Consider the following 15,089-nt stretch of genomic DNA (forward strand, 5'->3'; position numbering starts at 1 on the left):
TGTATGAAGGTTTTGATTGTTCACGCGCACCCTGAGCCACAGTCATTCACTGCGGCCTTGCGCGATCAGGCGGTGGCCACGCTGGAAGGCCAGGGGCATGAGGTAAAGGTCAGCGACTTGTACGCCATGCAGTGGAATCCGGTGGCGTCGGCAACGGACTTTTCGACGCGGGAGAATCCCGAGTACCTGGTGTATGCCCTGGAGCAGCGCCTGGGGGTGAAAAAACAGTCGATCGCCGCGGACATCCAGGGCGAGTTGGACAAGCTGTTGTGGGCAGATCTGCTGATCCTCAACTTTCCGATTTTCTGGTTCTCGGCGCCGGCCATGCTCAAGGGGTGGATCGACCGGGTGCTGGTGTCGGGTGTGTGTTACGGCGGCAAGCGCTTTTACGATCAAGGCGGCCTGGCGGGCAAGCGCGCGATGGTCACGGTGACCCTGGGCGGGCGCGAGCATATGTTCGGTGAGGGCGCGATTCATGGGCCGCTGGAGGACATGTTGCGGCCGATTCTGCGCGGGACGTTGGCGTATGTGGGGTATGACGTGCTGCCACCGTTTGTGGCGTGGCATGTGCCGTACATCAGCGCCGAGGCGCGGCGGGATTTCCTGGTGGGGTATGAGCAGCGGCTGCAAGGGCTGGCGGACGAGCAGCCCTTGGTGTTTCCGAAGCTTGAGCAGTTTGATGACTCGTTGTATCCGCTTCGCTGAGCCCAACAACGTCCAACTGTAGGAGCCGGCTTGCCGGCGATAGCGGTGTGTCAGGCAACAAATTTGTAGCTGATGCACCGCTATCGCTGGCAAGCCAGCTCCTACAAAGGTCAGCACCAGAGGTCAGCGTGCGCGGAGACGCTCGGCAGCACTGCGCAGCAGTTGCTCAGTACCATTCCAACCCAGGCAACCATCGGTGACGGACACGCCGTACTTCATCGAAGCACTCAACGGCTGGCAGCCTTCGAACAGGTGGCTTTCGAGCATCATGCCGATCAGCGAGGTGTCGCCCTGCAACCGCTGTTCCAGCACCTCGTTGAACACCGCCGGTTGACGCAGCGGGTCCTTGCCGCTGTTGGCGTGGCTGCAATCGACCATGATGCGCGCCGCTACCTTGGACTTGGCCAGATCGTGTTTCACCTGCGCCACGCTTTGCGCGTCGTAGTTCGGCCCACGGTGCCCGCCGCGCAGTACCAGGTGCGTGTCGGGGTTGCCTGGGGTCTGGATGATCGCCGGGTGGCCCTGGCTGTCGACGCCGAAGTGACGGTGCGGGTGGGACGCCGAGCGCATCGCGTCACAGGCAATCGCGACGCCGCCGTCGGTGCCGTTCTTGAAACCGACGGGCATGCCCAGGCCGCTGGCCATTTCGCGGTGGATCTGCGATTCGGTGGTGCGCGCGCCAATCGCGACCCAACTGAGCAGGTCATCGAAGTAGCCGGCGGCCATGGGTTGCAGCAGCTCGGTGGCGACCGGTAGGCCCAGGCGCAGCATTTCGCGCATCAGTTCGCGGGACAGGGTGAGGCCGGCGGCCATGTCATCGCTGCCGTCCAGGTGCGGGTCGTAGGCCAGGCCTTTCCAACCAACGGTGGTGCGCGGTTTTTCGACGTAGGCGCGGATCACCAACAGCATCTGGTCGCTGACTTCCAGCGCGAGTTTCTTCAGGTTGCGTGCGTATTCCATGGCCGACTCAGGGTCGTGAATCGAGCACGGGCCGACAATCACCAGTAAACGGGAATCTTCGCCATTAAGAATGGCGCGCACGGCTTGGCGATGGGCGTGGACTTGTTCGTTGAGGAACGGGCTGAGGGGCAGTTGGTGCTTGAGCTCAAGGGAGCTGGGCAGGCGCTGGGTCAGGGCTTCATTGGCACTGGACAGGTTGGCGACAGGCAGAGCGGCGGTGGCAGAGTTCATATTCAAGGCTTCCTGGGCAAGCGGCGGGCTGTTCCCGCGCGCTCTGCCCTACTGGGGTGTTCGACAATTGGCCGTATTGGCTACGTGCGTTGGCTTGCCACCAAGAGGTGACCGATCGGAGGCGGCAGGCTGTCCCGAGCGGAGCTGGCTAAATCGCCATGCGGTGGAGGTGTCGTATCGGTAATAGGTGGCGTAGTTCATGTCGTGTGTCCTTTAAGTGTTCTTCAAAAAATTAAGAGGCCGAAAAAACAAAACCCCCGGTCGGGGAGCCGACCGGGGGTTAGATTTCTCTGGTAGGCGACCCCTTGAGTAGTGGGCGCCGATTTCAGGTATCAGGCGCGCCAGTGGCTAAACCAATACCCAAAATAAAAGCTGACCAGTGCGCTCGAACCGTTCACACGGGTAGCCGATACCGAGCGCGGGGCGCTGGCAGCAGGGCAGACCTGAGTGTGGGTGAGTTGCAACATGGTGTTTCTCCAAATGATGGGCAGAGCTTACTCGACGCGTGCGAGTAGTTTCAATCAGAAATTTCTATGCTCGTGGGATGCTTACGGCTATGGGGGACTGTCGATATGCTGTGCATACCCTAATTGGAATGGACACGGACACATGGCGTTTCACTTACGCGCAGCCACGGAGCTGGACCTGCCGTTCGCACGAACCCTGACCTTTGAGGCCATGAGCCATTACTACCTGCAATACGGGCTGATCTGGTCCAACGATGGCTTCGACGTTGCCTGGGCTGGCCGGGAAAACTGGCTGATCTGCAACGATGATGTCGTGATGGGCTTTATCAGCCTGAGCCGCGACAGCCGCGCGCTCTATATCCGTGAGCTGCATATGCTCAAGACATGCCGCAGACTTGGCGCGGGCAGCTGGGTGTTGGAGGACATGACGCACAAGGCGCAGGCCCTGGGCTTGTTGCGCTTGACCGTGTTCAAGACCAATCCGGCCAGGCGGCTCTATCAGCGCATGGGCTTTAGCATTGTCGGTGAGGAGGATTGCTTCTGGCGTATGGAGCGTGTCTGCCCCCTCAGCTAAAGCATGCAGCCAATCCTAATAAGCGCATACTGGCTTCAGGAGACGACTTCCTGATCGTTGTTTTGGCCATCAGCCTCAGCAAGGATGATCCCTTCTTTCATGCCCAGAAGGACCGCTACCTTATGGGCCTCTCCACGCCGTCCCTTTTTGCGCCCAGCGAGCACTTGATAGGTGGTTGCCGGATCAACGCCATGTTCGCGGGCGAACGCTTGGACTGACTGTCCTTGGTGTTCCAGCCAGGCCTTGGCTTGTGCAGCAGTACGGATTCCGGGCATAGTTCAAAACCGTTCAAGTTCGTTTAACAAAGAGATGAGTGTGTCACCTCTTGGGGTGTGCCAATCAGGATCATACATCCAAATGAGTGGAATCGGTTCGCGTTTGAGGCAGGAAAGAGAGCGACTTGGCCTGTCGCAAAAAGTGTTTGGTGAAATTGGCGGCGTTGAGGCCAACGCCCAAGGTAAATATGAAAGTGGAGGGCGTGCGCCTAAAGCGGATTATTTGTCCCGTGTCGCTGAAAGAGGTGTGGATGTGTTGTACGTGTTGACCGGTACGGCAACACCGATCCAATTGGAGAACCTGAGCCACATCGAAGAGAAAGTGTTGGGCGATTACCGCGCTATGTTCAAGGAAGACCAGGATGCGATCCGCCGCCTGACGTCGACCTTGGCCGAACATTCCAGTTCGCTGAATGGAAAAACCAAGCCGCAGCCCCAGGATTCCTGACCCGCTGCCCAGCAAATAGAGCCGTCCGCCCCTCTGTGGGCGGCTGCTGTGGGTTCAAACACTATATATATGACGCTTGCAGCTAGGTCTGCGCCCTGGTTTTTTGCTAAGGTGTTCAGCAACCTATAAGACCATATCGCGAGGTGTCTGCTTGATTAGGGTGCTAGTAGTCGATGACCATGATCTCGTTCGTACAGGCATTACACGAATGCTGGCTGACATCGATGGCCTGCAAGTAGTCGGCCAGGCCGAGTCCGGGGAAGAGTCCCTGATCAAGGCTCGAGAGTTGAAACCCGATGTGGTGTTGATGGACGTCAAGATGCCCGGTATCGGCGGTCTTGGCGCCACGACCAAATTATTGCGCAGCCATCCGGACATCAAGGTCGTGGTGGTGACAGTGTGTGAAGAAGACCCGTTCCCGACTCGCCTCTTGCAGGCGGGTGCAGCCGGTTACCTGACCAAAGGTGCAGGCCTGGCGGAGATGGTGCAAGCCATTCGCCTGGTCTTTGCCGGCCAGCGTTACATCAGCCCGCAGATTGCCCAGCAATTGGCGATCAAATCCTTCCAGCCTGTCAGCGATTCACCGTTCGATGCGCTGTCTGAGCGGGAAATCCAGATCGCCTTGATGATCGTCGGTTGCCAGAAGGTGCAGACCATCTCCGACAAGTTGTGCCTGTCGCCCAAGACCGTCAACACCTACCGCTATCGCATTTTCGAGAAGCTCGCCATCAGCAGTGATGTTGAATTGACCCTGCTCGCGGTGCGCCACGGCATGGTGGACGCCAGCGCCTGACATGACCACACCGTTTGATCCCAGTGCCTTCCTCTCGACCTGCAGCGGCCGCCCCGGCGTGTACCGCATGTTCGACAGCGAGGCGCGCCTGCTTTACGTCGGCAAAGCCAAGAACCTGAAGAACCGCCTGGCGAGCTACTTTCGCAAGACCGGTCTCGCGCCGAAAACCGCTGCGCTGGTGGCGCGTATCGCCCAGGTCGAAACCACCATCACCGCCAATGAAACCGAAGCGCTGCTGCTTGAGCAGACGCTGATCAAGGAGTGGCGGCCGCCCTATAACATCCTGCTGCGCGACGATAAATCCTACCCCTACGTGTTTTTATCCGACGGCAACTTCCCACGCCTGAGTATTCACCGGGGTGCGAAGAAGCAGAAGGGCAAGTATTTCGGGCCGTACCCTAGCGCTGGCGCGATCCGTGAAAGCCTTAGCCTGCTGCAAAAGACGTTTTTTGTGCGCCAGTGCGAAGACAGCTTCTACAAGAACCGCACCCGACCGTGCCTGCAATACCAAATCAAACGCTGCAAGGCGCCTTGCGTGGGCTTGGTTGAGCCGGCGGAGTACGCCGAGGATGTACGCCATTCGGTGATGTTCCTCGAAGGACGCAGCAATGCCTTGACCGATGAACTCTCCGGCGCCATGGAGCAGGCCGCCAGTACCCTGGACTTCGAGCGCGCCGCCGAACTGCGTGATCAGATTTCGCTGCTGCGCCGTGTTCAGGACCAACAAAGCATGGAGGGCGGCACCGGCGACGTCGATGTGATCGCAGCCTTCGTCAACCCGGGTGGTGCCTGTGTGCACTTGATCAGTGTGCGAGGCGGACGGGTGCTGGGCAGCAAAAATTTCTTCCCGCAGACGGGTATAGACGAGGAGGTAGCCGAAGTCATGGCCGCCTTCCTTGGCCAGTACTACGTCAGCAGCCCTGAGCGCGATCTGCCGTCGGAGCTGATCGTCAACGTGGTGCATGAGGACTTTCCCACGCTGATCGAGGCAATCCACGAACTGCGCGGCCGCGAGCTGGACATCAGCCACCGCGTACGTGGCACCCGTGCCCGTTGGCAGCAACTGGCCGTGACCAACGCCGAACAGGCCCTGGGTGCACGCCTCGCCAATCGACAGCATGTCGCCGCACGCTTCGACGCCCTGGCTGAAGTCCTCAACCTGGACGAGCCGCCGCAGCGCCTGGAGTGCTATGACATCAGCCATTCCAGCGGTGAGGCCACCGTGGCGTCCTGTGTGGTATTCGGACCGGAAGGGCCGATCAAATCCGATTACCGGCGCTACAACATCGAAGGTGTCACCGCCGGCGATGACTATGCTGCCATGCACCAGGCCCTGACGCGACGCTTCAGCAAGCTGAAGGACGGCGAGGGCAAGTTGCCAGACATCCTGCTGGTGGACGGCGGCAAGGGCCAGCTGTCCATGGCCCGCGACGTGCTCAACGAGCTGGCGGTGCCCGACCTGATCCTCCTCGGCGTAGCCAAGGGCGCCACGCGCAAGGCCGGTTTCGAAACGTTGTACTTGAATGACGCCGCCCATGAGTTCACTTTGAAGGGTGACTCACCTGCGCTGCACCTGATCCAACAGATCCGTGACGAAGCCCACCGTTTCGCCATTACCGGTCACCGCGCCCGTCGCGGCAAAACCCGGCGAACCTCAACCCTGGAAGGGGTGGCGGGGGTCGGGCCGACACGGCGACGCGACTTGCTTAAACATTTTGGTGGCTTGCAAGAGCTATCCCGTGCCAGCATTGACGAAATAGCCAAAGCACCCGGTATCAGTAAAAAGCTCGCTGAGCTGATTTATGCGAATCTGCACAGCGAATAGAATGCCTTTCCACCTCGTAGCCAGTTGTGCCGATGAATATCCCTAATCTGATCACCGTTCTACGCGTCCTGCTTATTCCGATTTTCATTCTGTTGTTCTATTTGCCGTACGAATGGAGCTATGCGGCCTCCAGCTCGGTGTTCGCCTTCGCGGCCGCCACCGACTGGCTCGACGGCTACCTGGCCCGCCGCCTGGAACAGAGCACGCCGTTCGGCGCGTTCCTCGACCCGGTGGCCGACAAGCTGATGGTGGCTGTCGCCTTGGTCCTGCTGGTGCAGGAACACGGCAACCTGTGGCTGACCTTGCCAGCCGCAGTGATCATCGGTCGCGAGATCGTTGTCTCGGCCCTGCGCGAATGGATGGCCGAAATCGGCGCCCGTGCCCACGTCGCCGTGTCCAACATGGGCAAATGGAAAACCGCTGCGCAAATGCTTGCATTGGTGATCCTGCTGGCCAACCCGTCGGACTTCTCGTTCTGGGTCCTGACTGGCTATGCCTTGCTGCTGATTGCGGCTGGCCTGACGCTGTGGTCCATGCTCCAGTACCTGCGCGCTGCCTGGCCGCATCTGCGCACTACCGTTGAAAAGAAATAAAACTTTTTTGAATCAAAGGGTTGACCGGTTACGAGATTTCTATAGAATGCGCATCACCAAGCGGGAATAGCTCAGTTGGTAGAGCACGACCTTGCCAAGGTCGGGGTCGCGAGTTCGAGTCTCGTTTCCCGCTCCATATTCAACAAAAACGCCGATCAGAAATGATCGGCGTTTTTGTTTGCGCGTGATTTACCGAACCCCTCCTGAGCCACACGTTTTAACGACATAGGCGTCGTGGTTTTTAGATTTTTGCCCCCGTGTAGGAGGCACGTACGTTGTGGTGAGCAGGCTGCCTTGGGTGCGCAGGACTTCGTCGTTCGGATGATCGCGTTCGAAGTCGCAGATCACCCGATCGTTGAGGTTGAGTTGATGCAGGTGCGATGATTTTCAGGGTGGCAATTTGTGGTGCGAGCATCGACAGCCGCCGCACCCTGCTAGAAACCAGCGCCACCACCCTCTCGGCTTGCCTCGAACTGCGCGAGTCCGTCGCTGTTGAATAGGCCGGGAGCACCCGTAACCCCAATGGGGTGGGCGGGCAGCAGGTCCATGACATCGCAGAACAGGCGGCGCTGCTTCCAATCCGCACGGTCGCCGATGACGTACAAGCGCCGCTTGGCGCGGGTCGCGGCGACATTGAGCAAATTGGGCTGTGAAACGGCCCAGTTGCGCGCGCCCGCATTTTCGCTGTTGCCGCCCAGCACTAGGATAACCACGGCGGCTTCCTTGCCTTGCATGGTGTGGATAGTGCCGTGTACCCGCTGGCCGAGCTGTCGGACCTTGAGTTGGTTACGCACGTCCTGGAAAGGGGTGATGACCGCGATATTGTCCGGCGGCACACCATCGGCTTCGAGCAGGGCCAGCAGGCGATCCAGCGCATGCCCTTCGTTATCGACCCAGTTGCCTGAAGACGGGCCGCTCGCGTGTATCCAACCCGTGGCCAGGCGGGCGGGCGTTTCCTTAGTGGCGGACGGCGCAACAGTACCGTAGACCATGGCGCCGTCGTAAGCGATGAGGTTGGCCAGGTCGAACATCGGCTTGTCGCAGCGGCGATGCACTACCAGCGGCAGGCCGACCCAGCATTTCTGGCCTTGGGGGCCAGCCATGCGCCCCCAGGGTGTGGCATGGTCAGCCAGGGTCTGGGCCGACTGGCGGTTGGGCAACCAATGGGCATCGACCTGGTAGCGGGTGCGCATGTGTTCGAGCACGGCGTCGGAGACCGTCACGATAGGTTCCAGTTGCAGTGGGTCGCCAACCAGCACCGCGCGGCGTGCTCGCCACAGTGCGCCCACAGCGGCCTGCGGGGTCGCCTGGCCGGCTTCGTCCACCAGTAACCAGCCAATTTCGCCGCAGCCCAAGCTGCCAAAGGACCGTGCGAACGAGGCGAAGGTACTGCTGAGCACCGGCACACACATGAACAACGAGGCCCAGGCCGAACGCACCACCGCCTGAGACACGCCGCGGTATCGGCTACCGGTCAACAGGCTGGTGATGAACGCCAGGTTGTAGCCCAGGCGCGAAGCTTCGATCTGAAAGAACGTGCGGTGCAGTTTGAGCGCTTCGATAAATACCTTTGCCCGCGCCTGGCGCCATCCTTCGACGATCCAGGGCTCCCGCAACTCGATGTCGCTGCCCCTGCCGAGCTGACCTTGTTCAAGCCAGATCAGCAGATGGTCGGCTTGGCCGTCCTGGGCAATGCTGCGGGCTTTATCGATCTGCAACGTTGCGTGACGGATGGCATCATGAATAGCCTGTTCGTCAGTGACCAACTGGCGTTTGATTTGGTCCAGTTGGGCAGTCAGTCGCTGCAATTGGCGTTGAAGGCTGTCGAAGGCATCCTTCGCCAGGTCGTGAGAACCTACGCGTAAACGTTGCTGCGCGGTCCAGGTGCGATGTGCGCCCCAAAGGCTCAACAAGTTGGCGAGCAGGCCAGGTTTTTTCCCCTGGTGCGCTTCCAGAGCCTGGAGGGCACATTGCAGGTGCTCACGGGCGGGTGTGAGTTGCTGGCGGTCGAGCTTGGTTTGCTCGCTATCGAGGTCGTGTCGTTGGACCAATCGGGCCTGGCGTTCCTGCTCCTTCTGCTTGATCCGCGCCTTGGCATCGATCACTGCCTGAACACGTGCGAGGACGTCGCTGACCTGATCGCGCAGGGCGTGCTCTGCGTCTTTGGCATCCTGGTACTGCTTGACGGCGGCACGCCAGAGGGTGGCCTTTTCGGCGGGCGAAAGCGGCTTCATCTGCTGCGCGTGCTCGTTGAGCCATTCGCGCATGCCCTTGGGGGCCGGTACCTCTTGTTTATCGGCGCAGTCTGGCGAGGGGTCACCGTTGCCATAGAAAAAGCGGTCGACGAACCGCGTACGATTGGACTTGCTACCCAAGGCGGCGGAGATCAGCGCCCATGCCGGCCTGCCGCTGGTCAACTCGCCCAGCTCACTGAAATATTCGGCATCGGGCAGCCACGATGGATCGATCTTGTCGCGCTGGGGCAATTCGAGCGTGACGTTTTCCACCGCGCCATTGTTGGACGAAGCTACCACCATCTCAAAGCCGAGCAGCCGGGGGTTCAGCTGAAACGCCAAACGCTCGCGCCCGCCATCATTGGCCGACTCGCGGCCATTTTGCAGAAAAGCGTCTGAAGCCTTGTTCAGTGACGCGAGGACATCCGCCCGTTGTGTCACCACTGCCGCGATGAGGTCGCGCAACAAGGTGGTCTTGCCAGTGCCGGGAGGGCCATTGACGCCCATCAAGCCGGGGGTATTGCCAAGATTCAAAAGCAAGCTATTGACCGCCAACTGCTGCGAGTGCACCAGGCCCAAGTGACGCTCGGCCGGCCAACAGCCGGAGGCGTAGCGAGAGGGGGCGAGGCGATCGATCAGCGCCAGGTCGGCATTCGATTTATCCAGGTGCAGCCGTTGGTTGGCGTCGTGGCGGCTCAGGTAATATGCCAGTGGTGCGCTGGTCTGGCCGCAGGCCAGGGCATCGGCGACGTCGGCCAGGTCGCCGAGCAGGAAGCTGTTGAGTGGATCGTCCTCTTGTTCAGGCTTGTCCGGATTAATCGGGGCTGAGCGGAAACGATGGGTGCGAGGCTTGTCGCCGAACAGCTCATCCACGCCAAGGGCTTTGCGCACGAGTGCAGTCATGCGCTCTAGATCGGCGGCCAGTACCACGCCGCCGAGCAGGCTCTTGGCCTGTTCGCGCAAGGCGTCCTGGGCGTCATCAAAACCGCGTGTCCAGTTATGACCATTGATCGCGCAACCGACAAACCACGCCTCACTCGACAATACCAGGCTGTCGACCACCATCATGCCCAGCTCGTTGAACTTCAGGGCGAACAAGGCGGACATTCGCCGTTGCGGTTCCTTGTAGCCCTGGTCTGCTCCGAAGAGCCGCTCCAGTTCACGGGAGACGTCCAGGTTGTCATACAGGTGGGCGTACAGCGTGTGGCTCCAGGTGCGTTTCGCCGGCAGACGCTGACGGCTCAGCGCACTGGCCGGCATCCATGGCAGGATCTGGGCCGAGCAGGGGATGTCCTGGAAGTAAGGCTGATAGTCGTTGTCGCGTTTTTTCAGCTTGGGGACGGCCTGGGGTTGCAGCAGTTCGACGGCATGCCAATATCGCACGATGTTTTGCGAAGTCATCTACGTCCTTGAAAGCACTCTGGCTTGGGTTCCTGCAGGGAGGATATCAGGCATGAAAGACGTTGAGTGCAACAACCCGTGACCGGTCAGCCTTCAAGGCTATTCAAATAGTTGAACAGGTTCGCCGCCTCCGGCGACAGGCGCGTCGCGTCCGCCACGCCGACATACAAGGTCCGCGACGCCCATTCTCCCTCAAGCGGTATCGCCCGTAGTTTGGACGCCAGCAACTCAGGATGCACCGAGCCCAGCGGCAGTATGCCGATCCCCAACCCCGCCTCGATCATCCGGCAAATCCCATCGAAACTGCTGACCTGAATACGCACCTTGAGGCGTTTGCCGGTGCTGGCGGCGGCATCGTTGATGCGGCGCAGCAGTGAGCTGCCTTGGTTCAAGGCGACATAATCGAAGTCCAGCGTGTCGGCCAGCGTCACGCTTGAACGCTGCGCCAACGCATGGGATTGCGGCACCAGCACCACCAACCGATCACGTCGATAGGGCCGCATTTGCAGGCCGGGAGCAGGTACGTTGTCGGCAAAGATGCCGATCTCGGCTTCGCCGTTTTCCACCGCGTGGATGGTGCGGTCGCTGAGCGCTTCTTCCAACTCGATGCGCACATGCGGGTTGGCGGCCAGGAAACTCGCCAGGTCCGCCGGCAGGAACTGGATCACCGCCGATGTATTGGCAAACAAGCGCACATGGCCACGAACCCCCTTGGCGTAGTCGTTGGCGTCATGGGTCATTTGCTGGGCGACGTCGAGCAGCGTGCGCGCATGCTCGGCCAGGCCACGTCCGGCCGGGGTCAGTTGCAGGCCACGGGGCACGCGGGTGAACAGGGTGCAGTGGGTGACGCGTTCGAGCTCGGCCAGCCGTTTGCTTGCGGCGGAAACGGTCATGTGTGCGCTGTTGGCTGCCTGGGTGAGATTTTCTGTACTGGCGGCCAGCACCAGCAGGCGCAGGGACGCCAGGTCCAGTTGCAGTAGGTTGATCATTTCCACCTCAGTGTTTCCAATCAGGAAAGAGTAGTGGAAATCTTTGACATTCTCACGGCCTGTTTTTGGGGGGATTATCCGGCCATCACCTCCAACAAGAACGGACAACGTCATGAGCCTACCCCTGGAAGGCATCAAGGTGGTCGAAATGGGCCAACTGATAGCCGGGCCTTTCGCCGCCAAGATCCTCGCCGAGTTCGGCGCCGAAGTGATCAAGATCGAACCACCGGTCACCGGCGACCCCCTGCGTAAATGGCGCTTGCTGCACGACGGGACGTCGGTGTGGTGGGCCGCCCAGTCGCGCAACAAGCAGTCTGTCACCCTCGACCTGCGCCAGGTCGAAGCCCGTGACGTGGTCAAGCGGCTGGTCAAGGACGCCGACATCCTGATCGAGAATTTCCGCCCTGGAACCCTTGAAAAATGGGGTCTGGGCTGGGATGAGCTGTCATCGATCAACCCTGGCCTGGTGATGCTGCGGGTCTCTGGCTATGGCCAGACCGGGCCTTATCGCGACTTGCCAGGCTTTGGTGTAATCGGTGAAGCCATGGGTGGCCTGCGCCATCTCTCCGGTGAACCGGGCCGTACGCCGGTGCGGGTAGGGGTGTCGATCGGCGACTCGCTTTCCGCGTTGCACGGCGTGATCGGTGTGCTGCTTGCCTTGCGCCATCGCGAGCAGAATCGCGGTGCTGGCCAGCAGGTGGATGTGGCCTTGTACGAGTCGGTTTTCAACATGATGGAAAGCCTGATTCCCGAGTATTCGGTGTTCGGTAGCGTGCGCGAACCGGCCGGTAGCAGCCTACCAGGTATCGCGCCGACCAATGCCTACCGTTGCAAGGATGGAAAGTACGCCTTGATCGCGGGTAATGGCGACAGCATCTACCGGCGCCTGATGGAAAAGATCGAACGCCTGGACCTGGCCGACGATCCAGAACTGGCGCAGAACGACGGCCGCGTGCGCCATGTGGCGCGCATCGATGCAGCGATTTCCGCCTGGACGGCCGAGAGAAACCTCGATGCGGTGCTGGCCGCGCTGAAGGACGCCAACATCCCCTCCGGCAAGATCTACGACGCCGCCGACATCGCCGCCGACCCCCATTACCAGGCCCGCGACATGCTGCTCGCCAGCCAGTTGGACGACGGCACCGCCGTCACCTTGCCCGGCATCGTGCCCAAATTGACGGCCACTCCCGGCCGCGTGCACGCGCGTGCGCCCACCCTGGGGCAACACACCGATGCGGTGCTCGACGGCATCGGTATCGACGCGCCGACCCGCGAAGCCTGGCGCGCTCGCGACCTGATCTGATTCAAGGAGTAGCTCTATGAAACGCCTGTACCTGCAGGAAGTCGCGACCCGTGACGGCTTCCAGAACGAAAAGACCTTTATCGACACCGAACAGAAAATCGCTTTGATCGACAAACTGAGCCAGTGCGGCTACGCCAAGATCGAGGTGACCTCGTTCACCTCACCCAAGGCCATCCCCGCGTTGCGTGATGCCGAGGCCGTGATGGCCGGGATCCAGCGTCAAAAGGGCGTGGAGTACACGGTGCTGGTGCCCAACGTGCGCGGCGCTGAGCGGGCGCTGGGTTGTGGCATCGACGAAGCCAACCTGGTGATGTCGGTGAGCGAGCCGCATAACCGCTCCAACCTGCGCATGACCCGTGAACAATCATTTGCCCAGTTGAGGGATGTAGTGGGCGTGATTGGGCGTGGGCCGGTGGCGGTCAATGTGTCGTTGTCCACAGTGTTTGGCTGCCCGATGCAGGGCGATGTGGCGGCGGACGATGTGTTGGGATGGGTCGGGCGTTTTGCCGAGTTGGGCGTGCGCGGCGTCACGCTGTGCGACACCACCGGCATGGCCTATCCCACACAGGTGGAAGCCTTGTCGCGGCAAGTGCGCGAGCGCTTTCCCGAGCTGCAATTGACCCTGCATTTCCACAATACCCGAGGCATGGCGCTGGCCAATACCCTGGCGGCGTTGCAGGCCGGGATCGACCGTTTCGACGCTTCGCTGGGCGGCCTTGGCGGTTGCCCCTATGCACCCGGCGCCAGCGGCAACGTGTGCATGGAAGACCTGGTGCACATGCTCGACCTGATGGGTTATGACACCGGCCTGCAGCTGGACCGCGTACTGGCCGCATCTGCCCGCTTACCCGGCCTGATCGGCCACGCCACGCCCAGCCAGATCCTCAAGGCCGGCAAGCGCCTGGACCTGCACCCCATTCCCGAACACGTCCACACCCTGACCCAACAGGTAGCCCATCATGATTGATCATCTCGACCATTTGGTCCTCACGACGATTGACCTCACCGCCTGCAAAGACTTCTACACCCGCGTCATGGGCATGCGCCTTGAGACCTTTGGCAACGGCCGCGTCGCCTTCCGTTTTGGCAACCAGAAAATCAATGTGCATGAGCGTGGGCATGAGTTCGAACCCAAGGCCCATCTGCCGGTGCCTGGCGCGCTGGACCTGTGCTTTATCGCCAGCATCTCCCTGGAAGCAGTGATTGCCCATTTGAAGGCTGAAACCTGGCCGATCATCGAAGGCCCGGTGCTGCGTACCGGCGCAACCGGCCCGATTCGCTCGGTGTATGTGCGCGACCCCGACCTGAACCTCATCGAAATTTCCGAGCAGGTGCCCGCATGAATATCGTGTTTCTCGACGGCGCGAGCCTGCCGTCTCCATTGGCGCGTCCTGCCCACGCCAGCCACTGGACCGAGCGCGAGCACACCAGTCCCGATCACGTACTCGAAGCCCTGGCAGACGCTGACGTGGCGATCACCAACAAGGTGCGCCTGGACCGCGTCACCCTGGAGCAATTGCCGCGCCTGAAGCTGATCTGCGTGGCGGCGACCGGCTACGACTGCGTGGATCTCGCCGCCTGCCGTGATCAGGGCGTGACGGTGTGCAACGTGCCGGCCTACAGCGCCGTCAGCGTGGCTGAATCGGTGATCGGTTCGCTGTTTGCGTTGCGCCGTCACTTGCTGGCGTACCGCGCTGCCTCGGTGCGCTTGTGGCCACAGTCTTCGCATTTTTGCGTGCACGGCGCGCCGATCCAGGACCTGCAAGGCTCGACCCTGGGCATCGTCGGTCGCGGCGATATCGGCAGCCGTGTCGCGCGCCTGGCCAAGGCCTTGGACATCACCGTGCTGTTTGCCGAACACCGTGGCGCGCAGCAGGTGAGGGCGGGTTACGTGGCGTTCGAGGAGGTGTTGGCCAAGGCGGATGCGCTGACTCTGCATTGCCCGCTGACGCCCCAGACCCGTTACCTGATCGGCACCGCCGAAATCGCGCGGATGAAACCGGGCGCCTTGCTGATCAATACCGCTCGCGGTGCATTGGTGGACGAAAACGCCGTCCTGGCCGCTCTCGCCAGTGGGCAATTGGGCGGCGCTGCACTGGATGTGCTGCACGTGGAGCCGCCGCAGATCGGTCACCCGTTGCTGCACTGTGAACACCCCAATCTGCTGATCACACCCCACGTTGCCTGGGCCAGCCAAAGCAGTGTTGCGCGCCTCAAGGCGGTGCTGCTGGCCAACATCGAGGCATTCGCCGCCAACAAACCAATCAACGTGGTGACCTAAACGCCAGCGA

General features: G+C 61.0%; 14 protein-coding genes and 1 tRNA gene. 11 read left to right on the forward strand and 4 right to left on the reverse strand.

From position 1 onward, the window contains the following. The first annotated feature begins 3 nt into the window (after nt 1-3). On the forward strand, nt 4-705 hold the full coding sequence (locus HX868_RS13495) for an NAD(P)H-dependent oxidoreductase (protein WP_177003192.1): 702 nt from the start codon (nt 4-6) through the stop codon (nt 703-705). A 123-nt stretch (nt 706-828) separates the two neighbouring features. On the opposite strand, the gene HX868_RS13500 is transcribed toward HX868_RS13495, so the two are convergent. After that, nucleotides 829-1,896: a 3-deoxy-7-phosphoheptulonate synthase gene (locus tag HX868_RS13500; RefSeq protein ID WP_177003193.1), complete on the reverse strand. Its 1,068-nt coding sequence runs from the start codon at nt 1,894-1,896 to the stop codon at nt 829-831. A gap of 609 nt (nt 1,897-2,505) precedes the next feature. Here HX868_RS13500 and HX868_RS13505 point away from each other — a divergent pair. Next, nucleotides 2,506-2,937 (forward strand): GNAT family N-acetyltransferase, encoded by a 432-nt coding sequence (locus HX868_RS13505; RefSeq protein WP_177003194.1) that lies wholly within the window; start codon nt 2,506-2,508, stop codon nt 2,935-2,937. A 35-nt stretch (nt 2,938-2,972) separates the two neighbouring features. On the opposite strand, the gene HX868_RS13510 is transcribed toward HX868_RS13505, so the two are convergent. Continuing rightward, nucleotides 2,973-3,212 carry a DNA-binding protein gene (locus tag HX868_RS13510; RefSeq protein ID WP_177003195.1) on the reverse strand — a complete coding sequence of 80 codons (240 nt, stop codon included), beginning with the start codon at nt 3,210-3,212 and terminating at the stop codon, nt 2,973-2,975. A gap of 82 nt (nt 3,213-3,294) precedes the next feature. Here HX868_RS13510 and HX868_RS13515 point away from each other — a divergent pair, with 82 nt between their 5' ends. The 5 genes from HX868_RS13515 to HX868_RS13535 all read left to right on the forward strand — a co-directional run bounded on the left by HX868_RS13515 (nt 3,295) and on the right by HX868_RS13535 (nt 7,007). Next, complete coding sequence (locus HX868_RS13515; RefSeq protein WP_177003196.1) at nt 3,295-3,660, forward strand: helix-turn-helix domain-containing protein; 366 nt, start codon at nt 3,295-3,297, stop codon at nt 3,658-3,660. 151 nt (nt 3,661-3,811) lie between these two features. After that, on the forward strand, nt 3,812-4,453 hold the full coding sequence (gene gacA, locus HX868_RS13520; RefSeq protein WP_032886613.1) for a response regulator transcription factor GacA: 642 nt from the start codon (nt 3,812-3,814) through the stop codon (nt 4,451-4,453). A gap of 1 nt (nt 4,454) precedes the next feature. Further along, nucleotides 4,455-6,278, forward strand: a complete 1,824-nt coding sequence (gene uvrC / locus HX868_RS13525; protein WP_028619653.1) for an excinuclease ABC subunit UvrC — start codon at nt 4,455-4,457, stop codon at nt 6,276-6,278. A gap of 32 nt (nt 6,279-6,310) precedes the next feature. Continuing rightward, nucleotides 6,311-6,871 (forward strand): CDP-diacylglycerol--glycerol-3-phosphate 3-phosphatidyltransferase, encoded by a 561-nt coding sequence (gene pgsA / locus HX868_RS13530; RefSeq protein WP_003232771.1) that lies wholly within the window; start codon nt 6,311-6,313, stop codon nt 6,869-6,871. A 60-nt stretch (nt 6,872-6,931) separates the two neighbouring features. Continuing rightward, nucleotides 6,932-7,007: transfer RNA gene (locus tag HX868_RS13535), tRNA-Gly, on the forward strand. Between the two features lie 298 nt (nt 7,008-7,305). Here the strand turns inward: HX868_RS13535 and HX868_RS13540 are convergent. Next, nucleotides 7,306-10,506 (reverse strand): DEAD/DEAH box helicase, encoded by a 3,201-nt coding sequence (locus tag HX868_RS13540; protein ID WP_177003197.1) that lies wholly within the window; start codon nt 10,504-10,506, stop codon nt 7,306-7,308. Nucleotides 10,507-10,592: 86 nt separating this feature from the next. Continuing rightward, complete coding sequence (locus HX868_RS13545) at nt 10,593-11,495, reverse strand: LysR family transcriptional regulator (RefSeq protein ID WP_177003198.1); 903 nt, start codon at nt 11,493-11,495, stop codon at nt 10,593-10,595. A gap of 112 nt (nt 11,496-11,607) precedes the next feature. Here HX868_RS13545 and HX868_RS13550 point away from each other — a divergent pair, with 112 nt between their 5' ends. From HX868_RS13550 to HX868_RS13565, 4 genes are read left to right on the forward strand one after another with little or no spacing between them, the layout of a single operon-like run. Further along, on the forward strand, nt 11,608-12,798 hold the full coding sequence (locus HX868_RS13550; RefSeq protein ID WP_177003199.1) for a CaiB/BaiF CoA transferase family protein: 1,191 nt from the start codon (nt 11,608-11,610) through the stop codon (nt 12,796-12,798). Nucleotides 12,799-12,814: 16 nt separating this feature from the next. Further along, the gene (locus HX868_RS13555; RefSeq protein WP_177003200.1) at nt 12,815-13,765 is read left to right on the forward strand and encodes a hydroxymethylglutaryl-CoA lyase; all 951 of its coding nucleotides are present in this window, start codon (nt 12,815-12,817) and stop codon (nt 13,763-13,765) included. Then, a complete protein-coding gene (locus tag HX868_RS13560) occupies nt 13,758-14,141 on the forward strand; it encodes a VOC family protein (RefSeq protein ID WP_016979694.1) in 384 nt (127 codons plus the stop codon). Before HX868_RS13555 ends, HX868_RS13560 begins: the two co-directional genes overlap by 8 nt. Further along, nucleotides 14,138-15,079, forward strand: a complete 942-nt coding sequence (locus HX868_RS13565) for a D-2-hydroxyacid dehydrogenase (protein ID WP_177003201.1) — start codon at nt 14,138-14,140, stop codon at nt 15,077-15,079. Before HX868_RS13560 ends, HX868_RS13565 begins: the two co-directional genes overlap by 4 nt. The last annotated feature ends 10 nt before the right edge of the window (nt 15,080-15,089 follow it).

Source organism: Pseudomonas reactans, from assembly GCF_013385825.1.
GTDB classification, from domain to species: domain Bacteria; phylum Pseudomonadota; class Gammaproteobacteria; order Pseudomonadales; family Pseudomonadaceae; genus Aquipseudomonas; species Aquipseudomonas reactans.